The 26,739-nt window shown below is 66.0% G+C and carries 23 protein-coding genes and 1 riboswitch; of the genes, 8 read left to right on the forward strand and 15 right to left on the reverse strand.

Features of this window, described 5'->3' with window-relative positions; genetic code table 11:
- Window positions 1-33 precede the first annotated feature (33 nt).
- From ACTDXD_RS03720 to fgd, 3 genes are all read right to left on the reverse strand, one after another.
- Window positions 34-1,242, reverse strand: coding sequence for an acetate kinase (locus ACTDXD_RS03720; protein WP_440125849.1), 1,209 nt, complete (start codon window positions 1,240-1,242; stop codon window positions 34-36).
- The gene (pta, locus tag ACTDXD_RS03725; RefSeq protein ID WP_440125850.1) at window positions 1,239-3,323 is read right to left on the reverse strand and encodes a phosphate acetyltransferase; all 2,085 of its coding nucleotides are present in this window, start codon (window positions 3,321-3,323) and stop codon (window positions 1,239-1,241) included. Before pta ends, ACTDXD_RS03720 begins: the two co-directional genes overlap by 4 nt.
- Before the next feature lie 105 nt (window positions 3,324-3,428).
- Window positions 3,429-4,442, reverse strand: coding sequence for a glucose-6-phosphate dehydrogenase (coenzyme-F420) (gene fgd / locus ACTDXD_RS03730; RefSeq protein ID WP_440125851.1), 1,014 nt, complete (start codon window positions 4,440-4,442; stop codon window positions 3,429-3,431).
- Window positions 4,443-5,133: 691 nt separating this feature from the next.
- On the opposite strand from fgd, the gene ACTDXD_RS03735 reads away from it, so the two are divergent.
- From ACTDXD_RS03735 to ACTDXD_RS03745, 3 genes are all read left to right on the forward strand, one after another.
- Entirely contained in the window at window positions 5,134-5,349 is a 216-nt protein-coding gene (locus ACTDXD_RS03735) for a DUF559 domain-containing protein (protein ID WP_440125852.1), read from the forward strand.
- 91 nt (window positions 5,350-5,440) lie between these two features.
- Window positions 5,441-6,214 (forward strand): sulfite exporter TauE/SafE family protein, encoded by a 774-nt coding sequence (locus tag ACTDXD_RS03740; RefSeq protein ID WP_440125853.1) that lies wholly within the window; start codon window positions 5,441-5,443, stop codon window positions 6,212-6,214.
- 74 nt (window positions 6,215-6,288) lie between these two features.
- Window positions 6,289-7,047 carry an HAD-IIA family hydrolase gene (locus ACTDXD_RS03745; RefSeq protein WP_440127519.1) on the forward strand — a complete coding sequence of 253 codons (759 nt, stop codon included), beginning with the start codon at window positions 6,289-6,291 and terminating at the stop codon, window positions 7,045-7,047.
- Window positions 7,048-7,113: 66 nt separating this feature from the next.
- Here ACTDXD_RS03745 and ACTDXD_RS03750 read toward each other — a convergent pair whose 3' ends face one another.
- The 8 genes from ACTDXD_RS03750 to ACTDXD_RS03785 all read right to left on the reverse strand — a co-directional run bounded on the left by ACTDXD_RS03750 (window position 7,114) and on the right by ACTDXD_RS03785 (window position 14,189).
- The gene (locus tag ACTDXD_RS03750; RefSeq protein WP_330136120.1) at window positions 7,114-7,359 is read right to left on the reverse strand and encodes a WhiB family transcriptional regulator; all 246 of its coding nucleotides are present in this window, start codon (window positions 7,357-7,359) and stop codon (window positions 7,114-7,116) included.
- A 375-nt stretch (window positions 7,360-7,734) separates the two neighbouring features.
- The gene (gene cobU / locus ACTDXD_RS03755) at window positions 7,735-9,078 is read right to left on the reverse strand and encodes a bifunctional adenosylcobinamide kinase/adenosylcobinamide-phosphate guanylyltransferase (protein WP_440125854.1); all 1,344 of its coding nucleotides are present in this window, start codon (window positions 9,076-9,078) and stop codon (window positions 7,735-7,737) included.
- A complete protein-coding gene (locus ACTDXD_RS03760) occupies window positions 9,078-9,878 on the reverse strand; it encodes an ABC transporter ATP-binding protein (protein ID WP_440125855.1) in 801 nt (266 codons plus the stop codon). The genes cobU and ACTDXD_RS03760 overlap by 1 nt, the downstream gene beginning before the upstream one ends.
- A complete protein-coding gene (locus ACTDXD_RS03765; RefSeq protein ID WP_440127520.1) occupies window positions 9,875-10,837 on the reverse strand; it encodes a FecCD family ABC transporter permease in 963 nt (320 codons plus the stop codon). The genes ACTDXD_RS03760 and ACTDXD_RS03765 overlap by 4 nt, the downstream gene beginning before the upstream one ends.
- Before the next feature lie 59 nt (window positions 10,838-10,896).
- Window positions 10,897-11,790 (reverse strand): ABC transporter substrate-binding protein, encoded by an 894-nt coding sequence (locus ACTDXD_RS03770; protein WP_440125856.1) that lies wholly within the window; start codon window positions 11,788-11,790, stop codon window positions 10,897-10,899.
- A gap of 83 nt (window positions 11,791-11,873) precedes the next feature.
- A riboswitch (cobalamin riboswitch) is annotated at window positions 11,874-12,019 on the reverse strand.
- Between the two features lie 12 nt (window positions 12,020-12,031).
- Window positions 12,032-13,255 (reverse strand): O-succinylhomoserine sulfhydrylase, encoded by a 1,224-nt coding sequence (locus ACTDXD_RS03775; protein ID WP_440125857.1) that lies wholly within the window; start codon window positions 13,253-13,255, stop codon window positions 12,032-12,034.
- Complete coding sequence (locus ACTDXD_RS03780) at window positions 13,252-13,662, reverse strand: rhodanese-like domain-containing protein (RefSeq protein ID WP_440125858.1); 411 nt, start codon at window positions 13,660-13,662, stop codon at window positions 13,252-13,254. The genes ACTDXD_RS03775 and ACTDXD_RS03780 overlap by 4 nt, the downstream gene beginning before the upstream one ends.
- Window positions 13,663-13,745: 83 nt before the next feature.
- Complete coding sequence (locus ACTDXD_RS03785; protein ID WP_440125859.1) at window positions 13,746-14,189, reverse strand: Rv0361 family membrane protein; 444 nt, start codon at window positions 14,187-14,189, stop codon at window positions 13,746-13,748.
- A 286-nt stretch (window positions 14,190-14,475) separates the two neighbouring features.
- Between ACTDXD_RS03785 and ACTDXD_RS03790 the strand changes: the two genes are divergently transcribed.
- Window positions 14,476-15,870: an FAD-dependent oxidoreductase gene (locus ACTDXD_RS03790; RefSeq protein ID WP_440125860.1), complete on the forward strand. Its 1,395-nt coding sequence runs from the start codon at window positions 14,476-14,478 to the stop codon at window positions 15,868-15,870.
- A 69-nt stretch (window positions 15,871-15,939) separates the two neighbouring features.
- On the opposite strand, the gene ACTDXD_RS03795 is transcribed toward ACTDXD_RS03790, so the two are convergent.
- Window positions 15,940-16,422 carry a DUF456 domain-containing protein gene (locus ACTDXD_RS03795; RefSeq protein ID WP_440125861.1) on the reverse strand — a complete coding sequence of 161 codons (483 nt, stop codon included), beginning with the start codon at window positions 16,420-16,422 and terminating at the stop codon, window positions 15,940-15,942.
- The gene (gene purT / locus ACTDXD_RS03800; protein ID WP_440125862.1) at window positions 16,419-17,642 is read right to left on the reverse strand and encodes a formate-dependent phosphoribosylglycinamide formyltransferase; all 1,224 of its coding nucleotides are present in this window, start codon (window positions 17,640-17,642) and stop codon (window positions 16,419-16,421) included. Before purT ends, ACTDXD_RS03795 begins: the two co-directional genes overlap by 4 nt.
- Before the next feature lie 88 nt (window positions 17,643-17,730).
- Between purT and ACTDXD_RS03805 the strand changes: the two genes are divergently transcribed.
- The gene (locus ACTDXD_RS03805; RefSeq protein ID WP_440127521.1) at window positions 17,731-20,451 is read left to right on the forward strand and encodes a vitamin B12-dependent ribonucleotide reductase; all 2,721 of its coding nucleotides are present in this window, start codon (window positions 17,731-17,733) and stop codon (window positions 20,449-20,451) included.
- Window positions 20,452-20,478: 27 nt separating this feature from the next.
- On the forward strand, window positions 20,479-20,907 hold the full coding sequence (locus ACTDXD_RS03810) for a hypothetical protein (protein ID WP_440125863.1): 429 nt from the start codon (window positions 20,479-20,481) through the stop codon (window positions 20,905-20,907).
- A 6-nt stretch (window positions 20,908-20,913) separates the two neighbouring features.
- Here ACTDXD_RS03810 and ACTDXD_RS03815 read toward each other — a convergent pair whose 3' ends face one another.
- Entirely contained in the window at window positions 20,914-21,294 is a 381-nt protein-coding gene (locus ACTDXD_RS03815) for a VOC family protein (RefSeq protein ID WP_440125864.1), read from the reverse strand.
- Between the two features lie 90 nt (window positions 21,295-21,384).
- On the opposite strand from ACTDXD_RS03815, the gene ACTDXD_RS03820 reads away from it, so the two are divergent.
- Window positions 21,385-21,765 carry a nuclear transport factor 2 family protein gene (locus ACTDXD_RS03820; RefSeq protein ID WP_440125865.1) on the forward strand — a complete coding sequence of 127 codons (381 nt, stop codon included), beginning with the start codon at window positions 21,385-21,387 and terminating at the stop codon, window positions 21,763-21,765.
- 77 nt (window positions 21,766-21,842) lie between these two features.
- Window positions 21,843-22,940, forward strand: coding sequence for a CaiB/BaiF CoA transferase family protein (locus ACTDXD_RS03825; RefSeq protein ID WP_440125866.1), 1,098 nt, complete (start codon window positions 21,843-21,845; stop codon window positions 22,938-22,940).
- Between the two features lie 34 nt (window positions 22,941-22,974).
- On the opposite strand, the gene ACTDXD_RS03830 is transcribed toward ACTDXD_RS03825, so the two are convergent.
- The gene (locus ACTDXD_RS03830; RefSeq protein WP_440125867.1) at window positions 22,975-26,247 is read right to left on the reverse strand and encodes a protein kinase domain-containing protein; all 3,273 of its coding nucleotides are present in this window, start codon (window positions 26,245-26,247) and stop codon (window positions 22,975-22,977) included.
- Window positions 26,248-26,739: the final 492 nt, after the last annotated feature.

The following is a 26,739-nucleotide window of genomic DNA, read 5'->3' on the forward strand; positions in this document are numbered from 1 at the left end:
GCGGGCTTCCGATGCCGTTCGCAGTCCACCGAGTTACACGAATGCCACTGCGGCGCGCGCGATCGCGAGTTCCTCGTTGGTAGGAATCACGAGTACCTCGACCCGGGAGTCGTCCGCCGAGATCCTGCGCTCACCACCCCCGGATGCTTCGTTGCGCTCCCGGTCCAGGACGATGCCGAGCCTATCCAGTCCCGCGAGACTGTCGCGGCGGATATCGACGTTGTTCTCGCCCACCCCACCGGTGAACACTATGGTGTCGGTGCCGCCGAGGATCGCGAGGTAGGCACCGATGTATTTCTTCAACCGATGTACGTACACGTCGTAGGCGAGTTTCGCGTCGGCGTCACCGTCGGCGATCAACCCGAGAAGCGCCCGGAAGTCGTTGACGCCCGAGAGACCCTTCAGCCCGGAACTGCGGTTGAGGATGCGGTCGATCTCGTCGACGTTCATACCCGCGGCCCGGTTGAGATGCATCAGTACGCCGGGGTCGATGTCGCCACTGCGTGTGCCCATCACGAGCCCTTCGAGGGGCGTCAGACCCATCGACGTGTCGAGCGGGCTGCCACCGGCGATCGCCGACGCGGACGCACCGTTGCCGAGGTGCAGCACCACCTGGTTCAGCTCGCCGTAGTCGCGGCCGAGGAACGCGGCGGCACGGTTCGAGACGTATTCGTGTGAGGTGCCGTGGAATCCGTAGCGGCGAATCCCATTGTTCCGTGCGATGTCCCGGTCGATTGCGTATGTCGCCGCAGCAGCAGGCAATGAATGGAAGAAGGCCGTGTCGAACACTCCCACGTGCGGGACGTCGGGCAGCTCTTCGCGGGCAACCTCCATACCGACGACGTTCGCCGGGTTGTGCAAGGGCGCGAGGACGGACAGGTCGGAGACAGCCTGCACCACCGCGTCGTCGATGAGGGTCGGCTCGTAGAACCGGTCGCCGCCGTGGACCAGTCGGTGTCCGACGGCGACGATCCCGACTTCTTCGAGTGGGCGCCCGAGTCCTTCGAGCATCTCGAGAACTTTGCGCAGGCCGAAGCGGTGGTCGGGGATCTGTCCGATGTGTTCGTCGGTGCCAGTGGTGTGATGGAAGACGATGCGCCCGTCGGGTTCACCGATCCGTTCGATGAGCCCGTGTGCAGGTGCTTCCGCGGTCTGGGGGTCGACCAGCTGGAACTTGATCGATGACGATCCGGAGTTGAGCACGAGGACGGTGCCCGCCGTGAGCGGATCGAAAGTACTCACTGGGCATCTCCCTGAGCTTGAATTGCGGTGATCGCCACGGTGTTGACGATGTCCTGGATGAGTGCGCCGCGCGACAGGTCGTTGACGGGTTTGTTCAGTCCTTGGAGCACGGGGCCGACCGCGACCGCGCCCGCGCTGCGCTGCACCGCCTTATAGGTGTTGTTACCGGTGTTCAGGTCGGGGAAGATGAATACGGTCGCTTTCCCCGCCACAGCGGAGTCGGGCAGTTTCGTACTGGCCACCGAAGGTTCGATCGCAGCGTCGTACTGGATCGGCCCTTCCACCGGCAGGTCCGGTCGCCGCTCCCGCACGAGAGCCGTTGCGGTGCGCACCTTGTCGACGTCGACACCTGAGCCGGACTCGCCCGTCGAGTACGAAAGCATCGCGATGCGCGGTTCGATACCGAATCGTGCTGCGGTGGCCGCCGATGAGATTGCGATGTCGGCGAGCTGGTCGGCGGTCGGGTCGGGCACCACGGCGCAGTCGCCGTAGGCCAGTACGCGATCCGACAGGCACATCAGGAAAATGCTCGACACCGTCGACACGCCCGGTTCGGTCTTGATGATCTCGAAGGACGGCCGGATCGTGTGCGCGGTGGTGTGTGCAGCACCGGAGACCATGCCGTCCGCGATCCCGAGGTGCACCATCATGGTGGCGAAATAAGAGATGTCACCCATGATTTCGCGTGCCCGCTCCACGGTCATGCCCTTGTGGGCCCGAAGCCGCGTGTACTCTTCGGCAAACGTGTCGATGTGTGCGGACGTGCGCGGATCATCGATGTTCGCCGCCGAGATGTCGATGCCGAGTTCGGAGGCACGCTGACGCACCGCGGCTTCGTCGCCGAGAATGGTCAGATCGGCGATGCGCCGCTGCAGGACCCGTCCGGCGGCGCGCAGGATCCGGTCGTCGTCCCCCTCGGGCAGCACGATGTGGCGTCGCTGCTCGCGGGCCCGGTCGACGAGCTGATATTCGAACATCTGCGGGGTCGTCACCGAAGGGCGCGGCAAGCGCAGCCGTTCGAGCAGTTCCGACGCGTCCACATGCCGCTCCATCAGCGCGAGCGCGGTCTCGATCTTGCGCTGTGCCGACAGCGCCATGCGTCCGCGTGTGCGGTCGGCCGCCGAGGCCGTGTCGAAGGTGCCCAGCGCGGTGGTGAGGATCGGCAGGCTCGGCTTGAGACCTGCGACGAGTTGCGCGATGGCCGGGTGAGGCAGCAGCCCGCCGTTCATGATGATTCCGGCGAGCGTCGGGAACCCCTCTGCCGCATTGGCATTGACGAGCGCGAGGATGACGTCGGTGCGGTCGGCGGGCACGATGACCACGACGCCTTCGGTGAGGCGCTCGAGGATGTGCTCGGCGGTCATACCTCCGACCATGATGCGCAGCACCTCGCGTTGCAGCAGGTCGGGGTCACCGCTGTAGAGCTCGCCGTCGATGGCCGTCTGCAGCTCACCCATTGTGGGAGCCATCAGGATCGGGGTCTCGGGCAGCGCCCATACAGTTTCGGTGCGGTCCGCGAGCGCCGCAGTGACGTCGTCGAGGCGGTCCGGGTCGCAGCGGTTGACGACGGTTCCGCCGAGGTGCGCGTGGTGCGCCGACAATTCGTTCGCACACACCGCGGCCAATTGGGCGATCTCGTCGGGGGTACGGCCCGCACCGCGCAGGACGAGCAGCACGGGTGCGTCGAGGTTCGCGGCGATCCGCGCGTTGTAGGACAACTCGCTGGGGTTCGCGATCTCGGTGAAATCGCTGCCGACGATGACGACGGCGTCGCACCGATCGGCGACGAAATGGTACTTGGTGACGATGTCGCTGAGCGCCGCTTCAGGGTCGGCATGGACATCGTCGTAGGTGACGCCGATACAGTCGTCGTAGTCGAGGTCGACGGTCGTGTATTCGAGGAGGAGTTCGAGGATGTAGTCCGTGTCGCTGTCGGAGCGGGCGATGGGCCGGAACACCCCGACACGTGCGGTGGAGGCGCACAACATCTGCAGTACGCCGAGCGCAACGGCCGATTTCCCGGTGTCGCCCTCGGGTGCCGCGATGTAGATGCTCGACACTGACCCTGCGTTGGCGCTCATGGATCTCACCCTAATGCGGGCCGCACTGATGTGCGGAGTGCGGGCCGCACTGATGCGCGGAGTGCGGGCCGCACTGGTGTGTGGAGCGGCCCGCTCGATCCGGACTCAGGCGAGAGCGCGCAGACGCGGAGCCAGATCCCGCTCGAACAACTCCAGAAAACGCCTCTGATCATGACCCGGCGCGTGAAAGACCAAATGGTTGAGACCGGCATCGATATACGCCCTGACCTGTTCGACCGCGGCATCCGGATCCGACGCCACAATCCACCGCTTCGCCACCTGCTCGATCGGCAGAGCGTCGGCAGCCGCCTCCATCTCCACCGGATCCTCGATCGAATGCTTCTGCTCCGGCGTCAACGACAACGGCGCCCAGAACCGCGTATTCTCCAGCGCCAACTCCGGATCCGTGTCATACGAAATCTTGATCTCGATCATCTTGTCGATCCCCGCCACCTCACGCTCGGCCTTTGCCGCACCCTCGGCCACCGCAGGCAACAACTTGTCGGTGTACAACTCCATCCCCTTACCCGAGGTACAGATGAACCCATCACCCGCCCGACCCGCATACCGCGCCACCACCGGACCACCCGCCGCGACATACACCGGAACACCACCGTCGGGCACGTCATAGATCGACGCCCCCACCGTCCGGTAGAACTCCCCCTCGAAATCCACACGATCACCGGTCCACAACGCCCGCATCAACCGCACCGACTCCCGAAGACGAGCAAACCGCTCCTTGAACTCCGGCCACGCATCGCTGTACCCCGTCGCGATCTCATTGAGCGCCTCACCGGTCCCCACACCCAGCATCACCCGCCCCGGATACAAACACCCCATCGTCGCGAACGCCTGCGCGATCACCGCCGGGTTGTACCGGAACGTCGGCGTGAGCACCGACGTCCCCAACTGCAACCGCTCGGTACGTTCCCCCACCGCCGTCATCCACGCCAACGAGAACGGCGCATGCCCACCGTTGTGCCGCCACGGCTGGAAATGATCCGACACCGTCGCCGAATCCATCCCATGCGCCTCGGCGAGCACACCGAGCTCGACCAGTTCACGCGGACCGAACTGCTCGGCCGATGCCTTGTATCCCAACTTGAGTGCCTGTGCCACCGAACGTCTCCTGTTTTCGTCTGCAGTTGCCTCGAGTATGCCCGCATCCCGTGTTGCCGAAGGGGAGGTTGTGTACGAATATCTTCGATTCTGCGCGCACAACCTCCCCCTGGACCCGCTGCTGCGGTGCTCATCTGTGGATAACTCACGGCGGTACACAGGTTCGTGCACAGGGGATTTCGTCGTATCTCGAAACCGTGCACGCTGTGGGACATGATCGACGAAGGTGAGCCTTTCTCCGGCACGGCAGCCGTCGCCGCCGGACTCGTGACGAGACACCGGTTACGGCACCATTTCGTCCGTCTACACCGCGACGTCTACATCGCCCGGGAAATACAGCCCACTCCCCTGCTCCGCGCGAAAGCTGCTCGACTGTGGGCCGGTTCGAGCGGAGTCCTCGTCGGGATGTCTGCAGCAGCAGTGCACGGTACCCGATGGCTGGACGCGACCGCACCGGCAGAACTGGTGAGAACCGGGCATGTCCGCTCCGTGCCCGGAATCGTCGTGCGCAAGGCCTCCTGCATCGAGACCTGCACGGTCGACGGCATGATCGTCACGACCCCCTCGCAGATGGCATTCGACCTCGCACGACGGGACGACGGTCTCCAGCGGAGGGTGGAGATCTTCGATGCACTGTGCAACGCCACTCACCTGTTGGTACACGACGGCGCCGATTTCGTAGCGCGCCGACATGGGCTGGAAACAATGGCGCGTGCTGGTCGAATACGACGGTGCGCACCACTGGACCGACGCAGACCAGCGCACCCGCGATATCGATCGCTACGCCGGGTTGTCCGAACTGGGCTGGACGGTCATCCGCGTCGGCGCTGATCTGCTGTATCGGCGCCCAGGTGTACTCGTCGAGCGGGTCCGAAGCGCGCTTCGTCGAGCGGGGGTATCCGGATAGCGACCGAGGTGAAGGTTGTGTGCGGTTTCTGGGCGAGAACCGCACACGACCTCCCCTTCGGCGCGTGAAAGCGATCCGTAGACTTCCCCCGGTGACCCCGCTCGAACTGTTTCTCATCGCCCTTGCCGGGCTCGGGGCCGGGGCGATCAATTCGCTCGTCGGCTCCGGCACCCTCATCACGTTTCCCACCCTGATCGCGTTCGGGGTCCCGCCCGTCACTGCGACGATGTCCAACGCGATCGGGCTGGTTGCGGGCGGCGTATCCGGCACATGGGGGTACCGGAAGGAACTGAGGGGTCAGTGGCCGCGGCTGCGCTGGCAGATCCCCGCGTCTTTCGCGGGAGCCATTCTCGGTGCGTGGCTGCTGTTGCACCTGCCCGAGACCGTGTTCGAAACAGTCGTGCCGGTGTTGCTGATCCTGGCGCTGCTACTCGTTGTTTTTCAGCCGAAGATCCAGAAGTGGGTCCTGCAACGCACCGGGGACAACGCCGACGGCGACCTCGGTCCGGTGCGCACGACCCTGCTGATCGTCGGCACCTTCGCCGTCGGTATCTACGGCGGCTACTTCACCGCAGCTCAGGGCATCCTGCTCATGGGATTGTTCGGGGCGTTGCTGCAAGACCACATCCAGAGGCAGAACGCGGCGAAGAACCTGTTGTCCCTGATCGTCAACATAGTCGCAGCGACGGCGTACATTCTCGTCGCGTTCGACCGGATCAACTGGACCGTCGCAGCGCTCATCGCGGTGGGCTCCTTGATCGGCGGGTGGCTCGGGTCCCATTACGGCCGGCGCCTGTCGCCCGTCGCGCTGCGTGCGGTGATCGTCGTGGTCGGACTCATCGGACTGTATCGACTGCTCGCCTGAGGTTCCGGTGAGAGACTGGGCGGGTGAGTTCGGAAGACGATGCTCCCCCTACTGCGCCTGTCTGGAACTACCTCATGGACATGGACGGTGTCCTCGTGCACGAGGACGTCTTGATCCCTGGCGCCGATGCCTTGCTCGAAGAACTCCGCGTGAACGAGATCCCGTTCATGGTCCTCACCAACAATTCGATCCGCACCCCGCGCGATCTGAAGGCCCGTCTTCTGCGGACGGGCCTCGACGTACCCGAGGAATCCATCTGGACCTCGGCCCTCGCCACCGCGACATTCCTCGCGAATCAGCGTCCCGGCGGAAGCGCTTATGTGGTGGGCGAATCGGGCCTGACGACGGCGTTGCACGACATCGGCTATGTGCTGACCGAAAGCGATCCTGACTACGTGGTACTCGGCGAGACCCGAACGTACTCGTTCGAGGCGATCACCACCGCGATCCGGCTCGTCGAGCGCGGTGCGCGGTTCATCGCGACCAACCCCGACCCGACGGGCCCGTCGCCCGAAGGGTCGCTGCCCGCGACCGGTTCGGTCGCAGCGCTGATAACCCGTGCCACCGGCCGCGCCCCGTACTTCGTCGGTAAACCCAATGCTTTGATGATGCGTTCGGCTCTGCGAGCGATCGGCGCGCACTCGGAACACACGCTCATGATCGGCGATCGTATGGACACCGACATCGTCTGTGGCCTCGAAGCGGGACTTCAGACGTTGCTCGTGCTCACCGGAATCAGCACCCGTGCCTCGGTGGAGATGTATCCCTATCGTCCGACGCGAATCATCGACTCGGTTGCCGATCTGGTGGGCCGCACCGGAAACCCGTTCTGACGCTGACGCGAACAGGCATCCGGTCCAAGCTTTTCCGCGTGCCCATCGCGCACTCGAATCCCAGCGTCAGCGAATGATCTTGCCGCGGCGGTACTCGTGGCCACCCCACACACCGGACTGCTTGTCCTCGGCAGCGTAGGTGCGGCAGGCATCGAGGATCGGGCAGCGCGCGCAGACGCGTGCCGCGTAGTCGAAGTCCTCGCTCGGGTCCGGAAACCACCGATCGGGGTGTGCGTCACCGCGGCATGCGGCGACGTCCCAGTCCGGGGCATCGTAGGTGGGAGCAAGCAGGTCTGCCAAAGTCATGGTCATCGGTCTGTCTCCTTCCGGGCCGTCGCGGCACAGGTGTGTCCCACACAGGCAGCGGGGACGTCATGTCCTTCTGGGATTGCACATTCTCGAAGAGTGAACGGCCCGGGGTGTCACCGTGAGGCGACTGGCAACCCGGGGCGCACACACCCCGGGAATCGGGGTGTCAGCAGCTGAATCCGGTTGGTCGACCGGACTTTTCGACTTCATGGTCGAGGAGTCGGATCATCGATCGCGATCCATTCCACAGATATGGGTTGGTACGCATCCGAGTCCTCCTCTCCACATTCCGGCCGCTGGCACCGAGGATCCAGTGTGCCACGATTCGAGGCCGGAAACTAGGAAATGTGGCCCACGTCCAATTTGGATGCGTGCGTATCAGCGCAACGGCATGGGGATGCCGGCAACGACCATCGTCACGGAATCCGAGACGGACGCAACCGACGCGTTGAGTCGGCCGAGCAGATCACGGAACAATCGCCCGGAAGCAGTGGCAGGCACCACTCCGCTGCCCACCTCGTTGCTCACCGCAACCACGGGCACACGACACGCTTTCCACGCGTCGAGCAGTTCGTCGATGTCGGCGTCGACCGCCGCGACATCCCCGCCGTTCCACACATCGTGCACGTCGAGTCGCGCGGTCAGCCACGTGCCGAGACAGTCGATCAGCAGCGGCTCGGTGGCCTCACGCAACACCTGCGCGACGTCGACTGTTTCGATGGTTGCCCACGTATCGGGTCGCCGCTCACGATGCAGCGCGACACGGCGTGCCCATTCCTCGTCCCCTTCGCGAGCGCCCCCGGTCGCGACGTACGTCACCGATTCGTATCCTGCGGACAGTTCCTCCGCGTGACGCGACTTACCCGAGCGAACCCCGCCCAGCACGAGAGTGCGGGAACCCGACGATCCTGACGATCCGGATCCCATGCGCAGAACCTCCCCATCGGTTCCCACGCGGGCACCGCAATGCCGTAACCGTTCACGAAGCTGTGCGATCGGCGGGTTGTGATGTCCCAGGTGCACTGCGACGACATCCGTCGAGTCCCCCGCTGCGCCGCATCCGCGCAGAGACTCGACGGTCTCGGCGAATTCGGGCAGGCCCAGGTGCCCGGAAGACAGGTCGGATCGGTCCCCGAAGGTCTCTTCGAGAAACACCGCATCGAACGCGGCGTCACGCACCGCCTCGAACCAGGACTCCGATAGCGGCCCGGTGTCGCAGGCCCACAGGATCCGCGACCCGTCGGGCCCGGTGATGTCGTAGAGCACGGCATCTCCGTCACGGAACACCTTGTGTTGCGCCTCCAGTACCCGCACCGTGTACTCACCGACCTGCAGTTCGTCGCCGGCCTCGACCGGCACGAACCGCACCGGGTCCCCGGGCCCGACCCACGGCAGGCACTCATCGAGGGCGCCAGGTGGGCCGACAACATCGATGACATGCCCCGCGTCCACCCACGACCGGAACAGCAGGGCCTGCGGTCCCAGGTGATCCGGGTGCGCGTGAGTGAGCAGGACGTGGCGCACATCCGCGAGGGTCCGGCCGAATCGCACCGCCGCGCGGGGTGCCTCCGGTCCGCAGTCGAGCATCAGCACACCATCGACCAGTGCTGCCGTCTGCCCGCGAACCTCGTTCCTGCGTGCCGCATCCCCACACGAATCGCATCGGCAGAAGGGGTTGGGCCACCCGTCCGCAGCACCGGTGCCCAGCAGCAATACCTCCATCACAGCTCCTGTGGTTCGACGGGTTCGGGCCGGTCACGCAAGGGCAGCACCGCGCGACCCGCGGGGCGGTCGAGCACCTCGACGCGGGCACCGTAGATCTCGGCGATGCGCTCGACGGTGAGCACTTCGGCGGATAGTCCGTCAGCGACGATCCGACCCCGGTCCAGCAGCACCAACCGCTCGCCGTACTGACTCGCCGACGTCAGGTCGTGCATCGCCGCGATCACCGTGAGCTCACCTTCGCGGCGCATCGAGTCAACGAGGTCGAGCACCTGCTGTTGATGTCCGATGTCCAACGCGCTGGTGGGCTCGTCGAGCAGCAGCACCTGCGGTTGCTGCGCAAGCGCCCGGGCCAGCACGACCCGCTGCAGTTCACCACCCGACAGCGCGGTCGCGAGCCGCGACGCGAAGTTCTCGAGTTCGAGCCTCGCGATGACCCGTTCGACGATCTCGCGGTCGCGCGGTTGTTCACTTCCGAAGCGCGGAACATGAGGGGTGCGGCCGAGGTGGATCAGCTCACGCACGGTGACGCCCTCGGGAACGATCGGTCGTTGCGGCATCAACGCGACCGCACGCGCGATGGCGCGACGACCCGAGTGCCGAGGTGTCACCCCCGCGATCTCGACATCGCCGGCCACGGGCACCAGCCCGGCGAGCGCGTGCAGCAGCGTGGTCTTGCCCGACCCGTTGGGCCCGACCAGCGACACCCACTCCCCCGCGCCGACGACGAGATCGACGTCGTGCAGCACCTGCACGCCGCCGCGCTCCGCGCACAGACTTCGGCAGGTCACGCCGTTCATGCCACACCCCGGCTCCGCCGCAGCACGACGAGGAAGAACGGCGCACCGATCGCCGCGGTCACGACGCCGATCGGCAGTTCGGCCGGGGACATCACCGTGCGGGCCAGGACGTCGGCGAGTACGAGGAACGCTGCGCCGACCATCAGCGACAGCGGCAACAGCATGCGGTGCCCCGGACCGATCAGCAACCGGACGGCGTGGGGAATGACGATGCCGACGAACCCGATCAGGCCGCTGGCAGAGACGACGGCGGCCGTGCCGAGCGTCGCGATACACACGAGGATCAGCCGGACCCTGGCCGGGTTGATGCCGAGGCTCGAGGCTTCGACGTCCCCGACCGACATGACGTCGAGAGTGCGCCTGTGCAGCATGATCACGACGACCGAGACGATCACGTACGGCAGCACGGTCCGTACATCGGACCAGCCGTCGGTGGCAAGACGTCCGAGCATCCACGAATAGACCTGGCGCAGCGTGTCGTCGTGGAGCTGCATGAAGAACGTCTGGATGGCGTTGGCGAATGCCGCGACCGCGACACCGGCGAGGATGATGATCACCTCGGTGCGACTGCCACCGACGGTGCGCCCCAGGGCGTAGGTGGCTCCGACGGCGAGCATCCCGCCTGCGAACGCGGCCACGGGCACCCCGGCGAATCCGGCTGCGCCCCCCACGACGATTGCGAGTGTCGCGCCGAGGCCCGCACCGCTCGACACACCGAGCAGGTACGGGTCGGCGAGCGGGTTACGGAAAACGCCCTGGTAGGCGGCTCCGGCGATCGCGAGCATCGCGCCGACGATCACGCCGAGCACCACCCGAGGCATGCGAATGTTCCACAGGATCGCCTGCTGTCGGGTGCTCAGGCCCGAGTCGACGTCGACGAACGGGATCTTGTCGAGCACATCGAGCAGGACGCCTTGGGGGGTGAGCCCGGCCGGACCGACGAGGATCCCGACGAGCATCGCCGCAACGAGTGCGACCACCGCGCCACCCAATACGACTGCGCGGCGACGCGATGTGATCACGGTGCAGGCTGGTCTGCGGGGACGGCGGCGACGATCGCGGCGAGTTCACGCACGAGGTCGACGACGCGTGGACCCCACCGGCTCGCGATGTCCTCGTCGAGGACATGGACCTGTCCGTCGCGGACTGCGGTGAGTTCTGCCCAGCCGGCCCGTTCAGCGACCGTCTCGGGTGTCACACCGCAGCACTGCGAGTCGGCGAGGAAGATCAGATCGGGGTTCTGCTCGACGATGAACTCGGACGACAGCTGCGGGTATCCGTCGCCGCCGGTCGCGATGGAGGTCAGTCCCAGCAGCGAGTAGATCTCGCCGATGTAGGTGTCGTCGGTGACGCTGTAGTACGTGTTGTCGAGTTCGTGGTAGTACCGCAGAGGTGTCTCACGCTCGGGCACGGAGGCGACGAGTTCGCTGATCTCGGTCTGCATCTGCGCGACGAGTTCCGCGGCGTCCCCCACATGGCCTGTTGCAGCACCCACCTGTTCGAGCTGGTCGTAGGTGTCGTCGAGGCTGACCGCAGCGGGAAGGAGCAGCACGTCGACGCCGGCGTTCCCGAGTCCGGCGACGAGGTCGCCGTTGTCGTCGGTGGCGACGACGAGATCGGGGTCGTAGCCCAAGATGGCCTCGACGTTGGGGTTGTAGCCGGACAGATCGGTAACCGGCACGCCCTCTGGGTAATCGGACTGGTCGTCGACGGCGACCACCTGGTCGCCCGCACCGACCGCGTAGAGCATCTCGGTGGTGGTCGGACTCAGCGACACGATGGCCTGCGGAGTTCCGGATTCAGCAGGTGGAGCACTGTCGGACGCGGCATCGTCACCGCTGCCGCAACCGGCGATCACCAGTGCGAGGGCAGCGACACCGGCGGTGAGAAACCTGCGGGAAGTGAGGGACACAACCATCCTCCGTGGCTCGGAGGACGAAAACAGCACGGCTGCAACGAGAAGTTGCGGCACGACACCGTCCTTCGTCCGAGGACCAGTACGTGCCCGCGGCGCCGGCTGACCTGACTCACCGGTCGAATACCGGTCTCACAGTTGCGGGACAGCGCCGGATTCTCACCGGCTTCACCGAAACGCTGCGGGTGCCCTGCCCGATTGGCAGAGCACCCGCAGCGTATCCCACAGCGTTTCGGGATCAGGCGAGCGCCTGCTCCAGGTCTTCGAGCAGATCTTCGGGATCTTCGAGCCCCACCGACAAGCGCACGACGCCGTCGGACAGGCCGATCGCGGCGCGTCCTTCGGGGCCCATCGCCCGGTGGGTCGTGGTCGCGGGGTGGGTGATGAGCGACTTGGAGTCGCCGAGGTTGTTGGAGATGTCGACGACGCGCAGCTTGTTCAGCAGCTCGAACGCCCGTTTCTTGCCCTCCCCCTCAGCGGCGGCGAGTTCGAAGGTGAGGATGGTCCCGCCCCCGCTCATCTGGGACCTCGCCAGCTCGTACTGCGGATGCGATTCGAGGAACGGGTACTTGATCCAGCTCACCTCGGAATGCGACTCCAGGAACTTGCCGATGCGCAAAGTGGAATCGACCGCGGCACGCAACCGGACGGGCATCGTCTCGAGACCCTTGAGCAGGGTCCACGCGTTGAACGGGCTCAGCGACGGGCCTGTGTGGCGGATGAGGTTCTTGACCGGGCCGTCGATGTAGTCCTGGGGCCCGAGGATCGCTCCGCCGAGCACCCGGCCCTGCCCGTCGATGTGCTTGGTACCCGAGTACACGACGATGTCGGCGCCGAGATCGAGACTGCGCTGCAGCAACGGGGTGGCGAAGACGTTGTCCAGCACCACCTTTGCACCTGCCGCGTGGGCCATCTCGGACACCTTGCGGACGTCGACGAGGGTCTGCATCGGGTTCGACGGGGTCTCGAAGAACACGGCTGTGGTGGGCACCGACAGCGCCTTCTCCCACTGGTCGAGGTCTTCACCGTCGACGAACACCGTCTCCACCCCCCACCTGGGCAGAATCTCGTTGCACACCACGAAGCATGATCCGAAGAGGCTGCGTGCTGCGACCAGTCGATCACCCTTGCCGAGCAGCGCGGCAAGCGCCGTGAACACCGCCGACATGCCCGATGCCGTGGAGTAGCAGGCTTCGGCACCGTCGAGCAGGCGCAGCCGCTCCTCGAACATCGTCACCGTCGGGTTGCCGTACCGGGAGTACACGAAGTGGTCGACCTCGCCGGTGAATGCCTGTTCGGCGGCTTCCGCTGATTCGTAGACGAACCCGGAGTTGAGGTAGAGCGCCTCGGACGTTTCCTCGAAGCCGGATCGCAGCACGCCACCGCGCACGCCGAGCGTGGCGGGACGCACGGAATCGGGCAGCGCCTTGCTGAACGCACCGCCCTGGGGAATTGCACTCACGACTGCCTCCACGGCAGGCCCGCGGCCCGCCAGCCCTGTCCGCCGCGATGCTTGTCGGCATCGAGCGGCCCTTCGAATCCTTCGAGAACGTTGTACGCAGGGGCCAGGCCCGCGGCCGTCGCAGCTTCGGCGGCGCCGATCGAACGCTGACCCGAACGACACAGGAAGATCACCGGACCACCGCTGATCCCAGCGTCCTTCAACTCGTCGACGAAGCGCTCGTTGGGGGCCCCGGCCGGATACGACACCCATTCCACGAACAACGTGCGGCGCCCGATCGATGCGGTGTCGGGCACACCCACGTATTTCCATTCGGCGTCGGTGCGCACATCGACGAGCACGGCATCCTGATTTTCCTGCAGCAGCTCCCAGGCGTGCTGCGGCGTGATATCACCTGCGTAGCTCACGGGAATACCTTTTCACAGGTCAGACCCGAGCGATTACGCGGGATAGTGGGCGGTCCACGACCCGCAGGATCGCACCGGGTCGATCAGGCAGTGCAGACGCGCCAGACGTCGTCGACGAGAGTCAAGTGCCACGTCTCGGTTGTCGACTCCCCGTCGATCGCGGTGGTGACGTCGACGGTGGCCTTGTCGCCGTCGATGACCACGTTGTCGCTGCGCTGCAGGTCGATGTCGCCGTCGGCCCCAGCGAGCGGCCCCTCACCGCGGCTCAGTTCGCCGCAGCGGAGAATGACGAGGACGTCCTCGTCATCTGCGTTGAGGGCCTTGACGTAGTCGCTGGTCGTGCGTGTGATCCGTTCGTTGTCGTCGAGGTTCTCGCCCTCGGGCGAGAGGATCTGCGTGACGACGAGCACCAGCGCGAGGACGGCGATCACGAGCACGGCCCCGATGAACGGCCAGGGCGTGCTGCGAGTGGGCCCGTCCGGGTCGAGACCGTCGGGGTCGGGTTCGGGATCACGCCGTTGTGCCATGCGGATCATCCTATCGTCGGCAGATCCGCGCCGGTCGGCCGCATTTGCGCCAATAAACCCTAGTGAGGTAGGAATTGACCATGGCCACCACTCCGCTCGTTCGACGCCTCGCCGTCGACCTGTGCCGCGTGAGTGCCCACATGTGTTGTCGCTGAAGCGATTCTCCCGACGTTTCCCGGAGTTCTCATCCACCGTCATCCCGCGCGACCTGCGCGCGCCCACTGAGGGCAGCCTTAATTTAAGCTGGATATGTCCGTCCGCACATCGAAGAGGTAGTTGATCCCCTGTGACTGATCAGAGCCGTCCCCTTCGCGTCGCGATCGTCGGTGCCGGCCCCGCCGGTATCTACGCCGCCGATGCACTCATGAAGTCCGACACTGCGCAGGATCCCGGGGTGAGCATCGACCTGTTCGAACGCATGCCGGCCCCGTTCGGCCTCATCCGCTACGGCGTTGCGCCCGACCATCCGCGCATCAAGGGCATCATCACCGCACTGCACAAGGTGCTCGACAAGCCGAACGTGCGACTGCTCGGCAATCTCGACTACGGCGTCGACATCACGCTCGACGACCTCTACCGCTTCTACGACGCGGTGATCTTCTCGACCGGCGCCAACGCCGACCGGGAACTGAAGATCCCCGGCATCGATCTCGACGGCAGCTACGGCGCCGCAGACTTCGTGTCCTGGTACGACGGCCATCCCGATGTTCCGCGCGCCTGGCCGCTCGAGGCCGAGAAGGTCGCAGTCCTCGGCGTCGGCAACGTTGCGCTCGACATCGCGCGCGTGCTCGCCAAGACCGGCGACGAACTGCTGCCCACCGAGATTCCGCCGAACGTCTACGAGGGCCTGAAGAACAACAAGGCCGTCGAGGTCCACGTCTTCGGGCGTCGCGGACCGGCCCAGGCCAAGTTCACCCCGCTCGAGCTGCGCGAACTCGACCACTCGCCGACCATCGAGGTCATCGTCGACCCCGAGGACATCGACTACGACGCAGGCTCCGAGGCGGCGCGCCGCAATTCCAAGCAGGTCGACATGGTCGCCAACACCCTGCAGGACTGGGCCATCCGCGACGCAGGCGATCGCCCGCACAAGCTGTTCCTGCACTTCTTCGAGTCGCCCGCCGAGGTTCTCGGCGAGGACGGCAAGGTCGTCGGCCTCCGCACCGAGCGCACCGAACTCGACGGCACCGGCAACGTGCGCGGCACCGGCAAGACCCGCGACTGGGACGTGCAGGCCGTGTACCGCGCAGTGGGTTACCTGTCTCAGAACATCGCGAACCTGCCGTTCGACGACCAGGCAGGCACCGTCCCCAACGAGGCCGGACGCGTGCTCGCCGACGACACCGTCGACGGTCCCGACCGGTTCATGCCGCGCACGTACGTCACCGGCTGGATCAAGCGCGGCCCGGTTGGCCTGATCGGCCACACCAAGGGCGACGCCAACGAAACCGTCGCGAACCTCCTCGAGGATCGCGCGGCGGGCCGCCTCTCCGCTCCTGAACTTCCGGGCGAGGACGACGTCGTGAAGTTCCTCGAAGAGAAGAACCTGCCCTACACCACGTGGCAGGGCTGGTACCGCCTCGATGCGCACGAGCGCAGCCTCGGTGAGGCGGAAGGCCGCGAGCGCGTCAAGGTCGTCGAGCGCGATGACATGTTCCGCGCCTCGGAACCCCACAAGTAGACGCTGCGCACTACCGCGTCTCCGGCCGGATGCCACATCTACTGATGCGGCATCCGGCCGGTCTCGTTCTCAGGCGAACAACACCGCACCCAGCCACGCGCCTGCAGCTACGAGCCCACCGAGCAGTTCGACGAGCATCGACAAGCCGACCGCCTTCGTCGCTTCCACCGTCGAGCGCCACGCGTCCTTGTGCGTCCGATGCCGCTGTGCCTCCGACGCGTACATGCCGAGCAGGAACCCGAGGAACAGGCCGATCACCGGGATCACGAAGAAACCGACGATGCCGACCACCCCGCCGATGATCAGCGACCGCGTGGGCACCCCCGACTGCTGAAGTCGCTTACCCGGCCAGGTGTATTTGACGACCCCGGTGACCAGCAGCGCGACCGTTGCCACCGCGAATACAGCCCAGGCCACGGTGCCGCCGGTCATGAACGCCCATACCGCGATCGCCGCAAAGATCAGCAGCACACCCGGCAGGATCGGCACGACGATCCCGACGAGCCCGACGAGGATCGCGAGACCGACGAGAAGCTCGCCCCCTGCGCTCACGGCGCGACCGGGCGAACGAGCGATGCGGCATGCGTCGCGCGTTCGCGGGCGCTGTCGACGTCCGGGCCGGTAGAGACGGCCACTCCCATCCTGCGACGCGGGAACGATTCGGGCTTACCGAACAGGCGCACATCCGTCTCCGGTGTACGCAGTGCCTCGACGAGTCCGTCGAATGCGATACCGGTCGCGTCGAGTCCGCCGTAGATCACCGCGGAGGCACCCGGACGCAACTGCTCCACGTCCACCGGCAGCCCGAGGATCGCGCGGGCGTGCAGTTCGAACTCGGAGTAGCGCTGGCTGCCCATGGTCACGAGGCCGGTGTCGTGGGGGCGGGGACTCACCTCGGAGAAGTAGACATCGTCGCCCTTGACGAACAATTCGACGCCGAACACCCCGCGGCCCCCGAGCGCTGTCGTCACGGCCGCCGCGACCTCCCGCGACCGGAACAGCGCGGCGTCGCTCATCGGCTGCGGCTGCCACGATTCGACGTAGTCGCCGTCGCGCTGCAGGTGGCCGATCGGTTCGCAGAAGTAGGTCTCGACCTCACCCGATTCGCCGACGGCGCGCACGGTGAGCTGTGTGATCTCGTAGTCGAAGTCGACGAACCCTTCGACGATGACGGTGCCGTAGTTGATGCGTCCCCCGGCCAGAGCGTATTCCCACGCGGCGTCCAGGTCGTCGGCCGAACGCACCGTCGACTGGCCTTTACCGGACGACGACATGACGGGTTTGATCACGCAGGGGAAGCCGATGGTCTCGGTAGCTGCTCGGATCTCGTCGAGGGAGTCCGCGAACCGGTACGGCGACGTCGGCAGGCCCAGTTCCTCTGCGGCGAGCCTGCGGATGCCTTCCCGGTTCATCGTCAGCTGTGTGGCCCGCGCGGTGGGGATCACCTCGGCGAGGCCGCGTTCTTCGACGGTGGCGAGCGCGTCGGTGGCGATGGCTTCGATCTCCGGGACCACGAGGTGGGGTCGTTCGGCCTCGATGACGGCGAGGACTGCGTCGGGGTCGCCCATGTCGATGACGTGGGCGCGGTGCGCGACCTGGTGGCCGGGGGCGTCAGCGTAGCGATCCACTGCGATGACCTCGACACCGAGTCGCTGCAATGCGATGGTCACCTCCTTGCCGAGCTCGCCCGACCCGAGCAGCAGGACACGGGTGGCGCCCGGCGACAGCGGAGTGCCGAGACGTGGAGATATTCGGGGACGCGGTGGGACCATGGTGGGACTATATGTGGCAACCGTCGCCGCGCCCGGAAGGAAAGCGATGAGCAGTGCACCACAGTCGAGCAGCACAGGGCGGCGCACCATGATTGCGCGTCCCGATCACGCTCGCGACGATGCCCACCGCGCTCGCGCTGATGTCCACCGGTTCACGACACCCGGGGTCGATCCCGCCGACGAGGTGACCTGGCAGCGCCGCGACGCCCGCATCGTCCACCACGGCACCGGTGAGGTCGTCTTCGAGCAACCGGGCGTCGAGTTCCCGGAATTCTGGTCGCAGAACGCCACGGATATCGTCACGCAGAAGTACTTCCGCGGGCAGCTCGGCACCGCCACGCGCGAACATTCGCTGCGTGATGTGGTCGCGCGCATCGTCGACACGATCACCGCGTGGGGCACCTCCGACGGTCACCTCGACGACCCGACCGCGTTCGCCGCCGAGCTCACACACCTGCTCCTGCATCAGAAGGCGTCGTTCAACAGCCCGGTGTGGTTCAACATCGGCGTGCCCGACACTCCTCAGCAGGCCAGCGCTTGTTTCATCCTGTCCGTCGACGACAGCATCGACTCGATCCTCGAGTGGTACCGGCAAGAAGCAGTGATCTTCAAAGGTGGCTCCGGGGCCGGCGTGAACCTCTCACGCATCCGATCGTCCGTCGAGCATCTCGGAGGAGGTGGCACGGCGTCGGGTCCGGTCAGCTTCATGCGCGGGGCCGACGCATCAGCGGGGACCATCAAGTCGGGTGGCAAGACCCGCCGCGCCGCGAAGATGGTGATCCTCGACGTCGCGCATCCCGACATCGAGGAGTTCGTCGACTGCAAGGCGATCGAGGAACGCAAGGCGCGAGTGCTCGCGGGCGCCGGGTTCGACATGGGGCTGAGTGGTTCCGACATCCATTCGGTGCAGTATCAGAATGCGAACAATTCGGTGCGGGTCACCGACGAATTCATGCAGGCCGTCGTCGACGACGCGCAGTGGCCGTTGCGCGCGGTGACGACCGGCGAGTCCGTCCGCACGGTCCGAGCGCGAGACCTCCTGCAGCGCATCGCTGCTGCCGCGTGGGAGTGCGCCGACCCGGGCATGCAGTACGACACCACGATCAACCGTTGGCACACCGCTGCGTCGACCGGCCGGATCAACGGCTCCAACCCGTGCTCGGAATACATGCACCTCGACGACTCCGCATGCAACCTGTCGAGCCTGAATCTGCTGACCTTCCTGCGGGAAGACGGCGTGTTCGACGTTGACGGTTTCCGTCATGCCGTCGCGGTGATGCTCACCGCGCAGGAGATTCTCGTCGGTCGCGCCGACTACCCCACCGAGAAAATCGGTGAGACGTCCCGCCGGTTCCGGCAACTCGGACTCGGATACGCGAATCTCGGTGCGCTGCTGATGGCGTCGGGTCTTCCGTACGACAGCGACGCCGGTCGGGCATATGCCGCCGCGATCACCGCGTTGATGACGGGGCACGCCTATGCGGTGTCGGCTCGTCTCGCGGAGCGAATGGGGCCGTTCGATGGGTACGACGAGAACCGCGACTCGATGCTCGGCGTGCTCGCACGGCACCGCGGTGCGGTCGACGACATCGATGCCGCACTCGCCCCTCCGGCCGTGCTGGCCGCGGCCCGCCAGGCGTGGGATCGTGCGGTCACCGACGGCACCGAGCACGGCGTGCGGAACAGCCAGGTCACCGTGCTCGCTCCCACCGGCACGATCGGCCTGGCGATGGACTGTGACACCACCGGAATCGAGCCCGACCTGGCCCTGGTCAAGACGAAGAAACTCGTGGGCGGGGGCAGTTTGTCGATCGTCAATCGCAGTGTGCCACGAGCACTGGCGCGACTCGGATACGGTCCGGCCGAGGTCGCCGATATCGTCGCTCATCTGGATCGGGAGCACACCCTCGCGGGCGCTCCGCATGTACGCACCGAGCATCATCCGGTGTTCGCAACATCGATGGGCAGCAATGCCATTGCGCCGCGCGGACATGTGACGATGATGGCTGCAGTACAGCCCTTCCTGTCGGGTGCGATCTCGAAAACCGTGAATCTTCCGGAGTCCGCCACCGTAGACGACATCGCCGACCTGTACCTCGATGCGTGGCGGCTGGGGCTCAAGGCGCTCGCCGTCTATCGCGACAACTGCAAACTCGGGCAGCCACTGTCGACGTCGATACCGTCGTCTCCGGCAATTGCTCCGGTTGCGACTGCTCGTCGCGAGCGTCTGCCGCGCACCCGCAATTCGCGCACGTTCGAGTTCCGGGTTGCCGACTGCAAGGGTTTTGTCACGATCGGCGAATACGACGACGGGCGTCCCGGCGAGATGTTCCTCCGCGTGTCGAAGCAGGGCTCCACCCTCGCAGGCATCATGGACGCGTTCTCCATGGCGGTCAGTTACGGCCTGCAATACGGGGTTCCGCTGCGCACATTCGTGCGGGCGTTCACCAGTACACGATTCGAACCGGCGGGCATCACCGACGATCCGGATCTGCGGATCGCGTCGTCGATACTCGACTACATCTTCCGCAGGCTTGCGGTGGATTATCTCGACACCGAGGAGCGGATGGAACTCGGTGTGCGTACCGGTGGTGAACGCGCCGCACACGACGGACTCGCACCCGAGCTGCAGGCCTCGGAGGAGGCACACGTCACCGCCGACACCCGCGAGGGGCACGTTGCGTCGGGTCCTGCGCGGTCCGGCTCCGGTTCGGATGCGCCGTACTGTATGCAGTGCGGCGTACAGATGCAGCGGTCGGGATCGTGTCACGCCTGCCCGTCGTGTGGGAACACCAGTGGCTGCAGCTGATCGGCGCTCGTATCGCATACTGGCCGGATGGACTTGGGGGTCGACACAGAACTGACGTTGCTCGCGGCCGGATCGATATTCCTGCTCGCGCTGGCGCTGGGCGTGTGGAAATACCGCCAGATGGCAACATCGGAGACGCATCTCGCGCACCCGTATGTGGACATCGCGCACCGTTCGGCGTTGATGTATTCCTTCGCGACGCTGCTCGTGGCTGTCTTCGTCGAGCTCAGCGCGTGGCCGACCTGGGTGAATCTTGCGGCTACCGCCGTGCTCGTGGTGTTCTTCGTCGGCGCGATCGCCAGTTACGTCCTTCACGGTGCGTGGCGCGACACCACCAACCAGTTCGCGCATCCCACGCGAGGTCTGGGCGTCGCGATGGCCGCGCTCATCGTCGGCGAGATGGGCGGGTTCGCGGTGCTGCTCGCCGGGTTCGTGAAGGGGAGCTTCCTGACGTGACCTGGGTCAGGCGTGATTCTCGATGAGCGAGAGTACGTTGCTGTGCGGGTCGCGGAACCACGCGACCCGCAGCCCGTCGGGCGCGGTCCACGCATCGTGGTCGTCCTGATCCATACCGGTGTACCGAATGAAGTCGACGCCCTTGGAGCGGAGTCGTTCGACGGTCTCGTCGAGGTCGAGCACCCGCCAGCCCAGGGCGGTGTAACCGGTCTCGCCGCGCGACTGCACGAGGGTGACCCGCACGGGGGCTCCTTCGCCCCCGTCGATCACCAGCGTGAAGTTGTCCCGATCGATCTTCCGGAAGCCGAGGGTGTCGACATAGAACATCTCCGAGACATCGAGATCGGTGCTGGGCACGAAGCTCACGAGTTGGCCGCTGATCGTCATGGCACCACTCTGCTCCGTACGCGCCTCGGTCGGCAACAGATCGGGTCACATTCGTGTTGACACCGACCGCGTTCACCTAGTCTTGGACCTATGAGCACCTCGGAGATCGCGACCGTTCTGGCCTGGCACGATGCCGTCAACAGCAACGACATCGAGACCCTTGTGGAGTTGTCCAGCGACGACATCGTGTTGCCCACCGATGACGATGATCCCGACCAAGGCCTCGACGAACTGCGCGAATGGGCGACCTCGTCGGGCGTGACCCTCGAGATGGGACGTATGTTCGTGCACCACGGCATCGTCGTCGTCGAAGAGACGTCGACCTGGGCGTCCGACCCTGATACGCCGGTCGAGGAAGCCATCGCCTTCCGTGTGGTCGAGGACCAGGTCGTCACGGTCGTACGCCACGCCGACCTGCAGGACGCCTTCGAGGCGACCGGGCTCGGCGAAGCCGACCTGTACGAGCAGTGACGCAACCCATATGTTGAACGCTCGCTAAGGTACTCTCCGAGGCGTTAGTCCCTACGCACCGGAGTGAGGTTCGACGAGTGTCAGCTGAAGCAGTTGAGAAGAAGGGTCCCCTCGCGAGTATCCGCGTCGTCGAGTTCAAGGGGCTCGGCCCCGGACCGCACGCTGCGACGCTGCTCGCCGATCTCGGCGCCGACGTCGTCACGGTCCAGCGTCCCGGCGGCATCCCGCCGGAAGGCGCACGCGATCCGATCCAGCGCAACCGCCGCATCATCGAGGCCGACCTCAAGAACCCCGATGACATCGAGAACGTACTCTCGCTGCTCGAGCGCGCCGACGTGCTCATCGAGGGCTTCCGTCCCGGAGTGACCGAACGCATGGGCTTGGGCCCCGACGTGGTACTCGAACGCAACCCTCGGATCGTGTACGGCCGGATGACGGGGTGGGGTCAGGCAGGTCCGCTGGCGAACGCGGCCGGCCACGACATCAACTACATCTCCCTCACGGGCGTGCTGCACGCGATCGGCCGTAAGGGTGAACGTCCGGTGCCGCCGCTGAACATGGTCGGCGACTTCGGTGGCGGTTCGATGTTCCTGATCTTCGGCATTCTCTCCGCGCTCGTCGAGCGAGGTGTGTCGGGCAAGGGGCAGGTCGTCGATGCGGCGATGGTCGACGGCGCGCTGGCACTGTCGCACATGATGTGGGCGTTCCGCGGCCGCGGTGCATGGTCGGACGAACGCGGTGTGAACATGCTCGACACCGGCGCCCCGTACTACGAGGTGTACGAGACGAAGGACGGCAAGTACATGGCCGTCGGATCGATCGAACCGCAGTTCTACGCGCTGCTGCTCAAGGGTCTCGACCTCGACGCAGCCGAGCTGCCCGCCCAGAACGACATGTCGTCGTGGCCGGAGATGAAGAAGTTGTTCACGGAGAAGTTCCTGTCGAAGACGCGCGACGAGTGGTCGGCGATCTTCCTCGGCACCGACGCGTGCGTCTCCCCCGTACTCACCTTCGCTGAGGCACCCGCGAATGAGCACATCGCTGCACGGGGGTCGCTCATCGAGCTAGAGGGCATCACCCAACACGCTCCCGCTCCGCGGTTCTCCCGCACCCCGGCGGGCACACCGGCCGCGCCTGCCGGCGAGGCCACCGACATCACGACCCTCTGGGTCTGACCAGACGAGCGCAATGATTCGCTGCCACCCCGGATCAGTCGCGATCCGGGGTGGCACCGTGCTTTTCGCACTCTTCGACGAGTTCGAGAGCACGCTGCGCGCGGTGCAGGAATCCGCGTTGCTGCAGCAACACGAACCACTCGCTCGCCCACCGGTGGGCGAGCACGACGTGCTCGGGCGAGGGATCAGTGAGTAGCAACCGGATCGCGGTATCCTCCTCGATCTGGGCGGTGTGCAACGCAATTCCCGTCTCGGGACGGGGTCGGCCGTATTCGGCGACCGGCCGTGGATGTGCGATCGGGTACCCCAACCGGACACGTTCGTTCTCGACGGCCGCAGCAAGACGGTCCAGTTTCATCGTCGCGGCAGCGCGCGCACCGTCCTCCAATCGGGTCGCCGCGATGTCATGCCTGCCGCGCAGCGCCTTCACCCGAGCACCGATCACATACCGCGCAATCTTGAAATCCACGACGCCGCCCTCGGCCCCCAGCTCGTAGCCGTCGTCGAGTAGTCGTTCGGCCTCGTCGAGATCTCCCTGCTCGTACAGGTACTCCCCCAGCACCGACCCGGCGAGCAAGGCCGACGACGAGTGCGGTCCGCTGCCGAGTCGCGACAAGCGCCAGGCCTCTCGCAGTAGATCGCCCGCCGCATCGAGGTCGAGTTGTTCGCGTGCGGCGAGTCCGAGGAGCGCGTTGCCGTGCATGAGGTTGTACGGCCCGGCGTTGAGATCGTGGTAGGGAGCTGCGAGATCCTGCAACTGCCGCGCCTTCGAGAATTCGCCGCGGTAGACGGCGTCGAACGTCGCGGCGTTGAGACCCGACGACACGACGATCGGTGCGAGTGTGTCGGCGCGATCCAGGAGTCTCTCGACGAGCCCGTCGGCGGCGCCGGTTCGGTCGCGCCGCACGTCGAGGATGCTCCGCACCACTTCCACTTCGATGGCGGCGTCGACGGCTTCGTCGCCGATGATCCGGTCCGCGTCGAGACCACGTTCGACCCTCGCGAGCGCACGCTGACCGCGTTCGGTGTCGTGGGTGACGACGTAGGCCCACGCCAGGGCCAGCTGCAGCAGCGGCCGGACCGCCACGGCCCCGCGCGGAAGCTTCGAGACCAACCCCACCAATGTGGTGGCGCGGCCATCGGCCAGGAGGTCTCGGGCGTGACGTTCGACGATGTCGACCGCGTAGTCGCCGTCGGCAGCCGCGAGGGCATGGTCGACGGCTTCACCGGTCATCGCATGCTGTTCGAACCACTGTGCTGCAGTCCGGTGAAGTCCGGGCATGCGCTCCGGAAAGTCGCGTTCGAGTCGTTGTCGCAGGAACTCGGCGAACAGCGGCTGGAAGCGGAACCACCGTCCGTCCTCGTCGACGCGGTGCAGGAACAGATCGCGGTCCTCGATGTCTTCGAGCATCGCCTGACCGTGCCCGTGGCCGCTCAATACCGACGCCAGGCTCCCGCACGTCTGTTCCGTCACCGCCGCGGTGAGCAGGAAGTCGAGGAGTTCGTCGTCGAGTGAGGTGAGGACATTTTCGGTGAGGAACTGCCCGATACCGCGGTGCCGACCGGACAGGTGCGCTACCAGATGCGCCGGATCGTCGTGCCCCTGCAACGACACCGATGCCAACTGCAGGGCCGCGGGCCAGCCTTCGGTTGCTGCGACGAGATCGGCGACGGTGGCGTCGTCGAGCTCCGTATCGAGATGTCGCCCAAGGAACTTCTTGGTCTCGTCGATGTCGAAAGTGAGCATGCGGTGATCGATCTCGACGAGCTCGTCGAGCACCCGCATGCGACTCACCGGCAGCCCCGCACGGGTACGTCCGACCACCATGACCTGGAGGTGATGGCACCCGTTGTCGAGCAAGAATGCCAACGCTGCGATCGTCGCCGGGTCGGTGACACGATGCCAGTCGTCGATTATCACCACGAGTCGTTCTGCAGCGGTGTGGATCTCGTCGATCAAAGAGGTGAGCACGTAGCGTTCGGCATCGTCGCCGTGTTCGTCGAGCGCCTGACCCAGTTCCTGCGCGAGGGTGGGTCGCACCTGCCTGATCGCCTCGATCAGATGCGCGAGGAACCAGACGACGTTGTTGTCGTCGTGGTCGACGTTGAGCCACGCCACCGCGACACCCTGATCGTCGAGTTGATACCGCCATTCGATGGCGAACATCGTCTTCCCGAAGCCCGGCGGCGCATGCACCACGACGAGCCTGCGGCGGTGCTGCTCACCGAGCAGATCCAGCAACGACCAGCGTGCGACGAGACGCTTGGACGGAACCGGCGGGCGGAACCTCGTCGCCGGGGCAGGCGGAGTGGTCGATCGACTGCCTGTGCGCCGCGTGCGCACCCGCCCGCTCGTCGCGGCGGACGCTGCCGTGTGAGCCGCAGCCGTGCCGGAGTCCTTCAGGGCGTCCGCAACCGCGAGATCATCGACACGCAAACCGTGTTCGGCCTGCACAGTGCGCAGGATCTCGCCGAATTCGGCCGCGGTCTCGGGTCGGGAATCGGGGTCCACCGACATGGCCTGCTCGATCGCCGCGCACAACTCGCCTGGCACTCCATCTGCCCGCAGATCCGGAATCGGCTGTGTGGTCAGGCGTACGAACTGTGCGACGACGCGCTCGCCACTGCGGCGTTCGAACGCCGCGTGACCGGTGAGTGCACAGAAGGTCGTCGCTGCAAGGCTGTAGACGTCGGAGGAGGGGGTCGGGGCGCGACCGGAAAGCACTTCCGGTGCGGTGAAGGCGGGCGAACCGGTGACTTCACCGGTCGCAGTCTCGAATCCCCCGCGTATTCGGGCGATCCCGAAATCCGTGAGCTGCGGTTCACCGAACTGGGTGAGCAGGATGTTCGCGGGTTTGACGTCGCGGTGCGCGATGCCGAGCCGGTGGGCGGTCTCCAGGGCGCCTGCCAGTTTGATGCCGAGCTGGAGTGCGTCGTGCCAGTGCAGCGGGCCGGACCGGCGGATCAGCGCGTCGAGTGAATCGCGGGGGTGATACTGCATCACCAGGTACGGCCGTCCCGAATCTGTGGTGCCTATCTGCAGCACGTTGACGATGTTCGGGTGGCCCGACAGTTGCCCCATCGCGCGCTGCTCGCGCAGAAATCGTTCGAGGTTGTCGATGTCGAGATCGGAAGTGAGGACCTTGACCGCCACGATCCGGTCGAGCGCGACCTCCCGGCAGCGATAGACGATTCCGAACCCGCCGCGGCCGATCTCTTCCGCCTCGACGAATCCGGCCGCAGCCAACTCCGCGGCGACGTCGGGTCCGGCGTCGCGCTGCGTCTGCAGCGGATCCTGCGCGGCCACGATCGACCCTCACTTCGTCGAACACAGACCCGGTCTCGAGTCCTGTATCCACGATATCGCCGACCACCGACACAGCACGGCGGGTCCGCGAGACCGACCGGTAAGGGCGCCACGCCCGTGCGAGCGGTGACGGTGTTCCGTCCGACAGCATCGTGAGCAGCTCCTCGGAGCAGTACCAGGGTCTGAGCAGCACCAGGGTCGCGGGGCCGGACCGGTCGGCCCTACCTACAAGAACTGTGCATTGCCTCGACGTGGCCGACCAATCTTCTCGGGCTTCTCGGGCCCGACGCCGGGCTACAGGTCCTGGACGTCAGCGACCCCGCGAATCCCGTTTTCACCCGCCTTGTTGACCGAGCCCGCGATGATCGGCGGGACCTGGGCTGTGCGAGCCCGGGCGCTGTCGATGGTCGACGAACAACAGCAGGAAGCTGTGTTGATCTCGATGTTGCTCGACAGGCGGGGCGCGTCGTTCTCCCCTATCCATGAAGCCGA

This window comes from Rhodococcus sp. SJ-3, from assembly GCF_051918125.1.
Taxonomy (GTDB): Bacteria; Actinomycetota; Actinomycetes; order Mycobacteriales; family Mycobacteriaceae; genus Rhodococcus.

Excerpts from the sequence above, each read along its gene's own strand:
- pta (WP_440125850.1), bottom strand. The coding sequence starts at position 3,323 with ATGAGCGCCAACGCAGGGTCAGTGTCGAGCATCTACATCGCGGCACCC.
- ACTDXD_RS03735 (WP_440125852.1), top strand. The coding sequence starts at position 5,134 with ATGGGCTGGAAACAATGGCGCGTGCTGGTCGAATACGACGGTGCGCAC.
- ACTDXD_RS03745 (WP_440127519.1), top strand. The coding sequence starts at position 6,289 with ATGGACATGGACGGTGTCCTCGTGCACGAGGACGTCTTGATCCCTGGC.
- ACTDXD_RS03750 (WP_330136120.1), bottom strand. The coding sequence starts at position 7,359 with ATGACCATGACTTTGGCAGACCTGCTTGCTCCCACCTACGATGCCCCG.
- cobU (WP_440125854.1), bottom strand. The coding sequence starts at position 9,078 with ATGGAGGTATTGCTGCTGGGCACCGGTGCTGCGGACGGGTGGCCCAAC.
- ACTDXD_RS03760 (WP_440125855.1), bottom strand. The coding sequence starts at position 9,878 with ATGAACGGCGTGACCTGCCGAAGTCTGTGCGCGGAGCGCGGCGGCGTG.
- ACTDXD_RS03765 (WP_440127520.1), bottom strand. The coding sequence starts at position 10,837 with ATGCTCGTCGGGATCCTCGTCGGTCCGGCCGGGCTCACCCCCCAAGGC.
- ACTDXD_RS03785 (WP_440125859.1), bottom strand. The coding sequence starts at position 14,189 with ATGGCACAACGGCGTGATCCCGAACCCGACCCCGACGGTCTCGACCCG.
- purT (WP_440125862.1), bottom strand. The coding sequence starts at position 17,642 with ATGGTCCCACCGCGTCCCCGAATATCTCCACGTCTCGGCACTCCGCTG.
- ACTDXD_RS03805 (WP_440127521.1), top strand. The coding sequence starts at position 17,731 with ATGATTGCGCGTCCCGATCACGCTCGCGACGATGCCCACCGCGCTCGC.
- ACTDXD_RS03810 (WP_440125863.1), top strand. The coding sequence starts at position 20,479 with ATGGACTTGGGGGTCGACACAGAACTGACGTTGCTCGCGGCCGGATCG.
- ACTDXD_RS03815 (WP_440125864.1), bottom strand. The coding sequence starts at position 21,294 with ATGACGATCAGCGGCCAACTCGTGAGCTTCGTGCCCAGCACCGATCTC.
- ACTDXD_RS03820 (WP_440125865.1), top strand. The coding sequence starts at position 21,385 with ATGAGCACCTCGGAGATCGCGACCGTTCTGGCCTGGCACGATGCCGTC.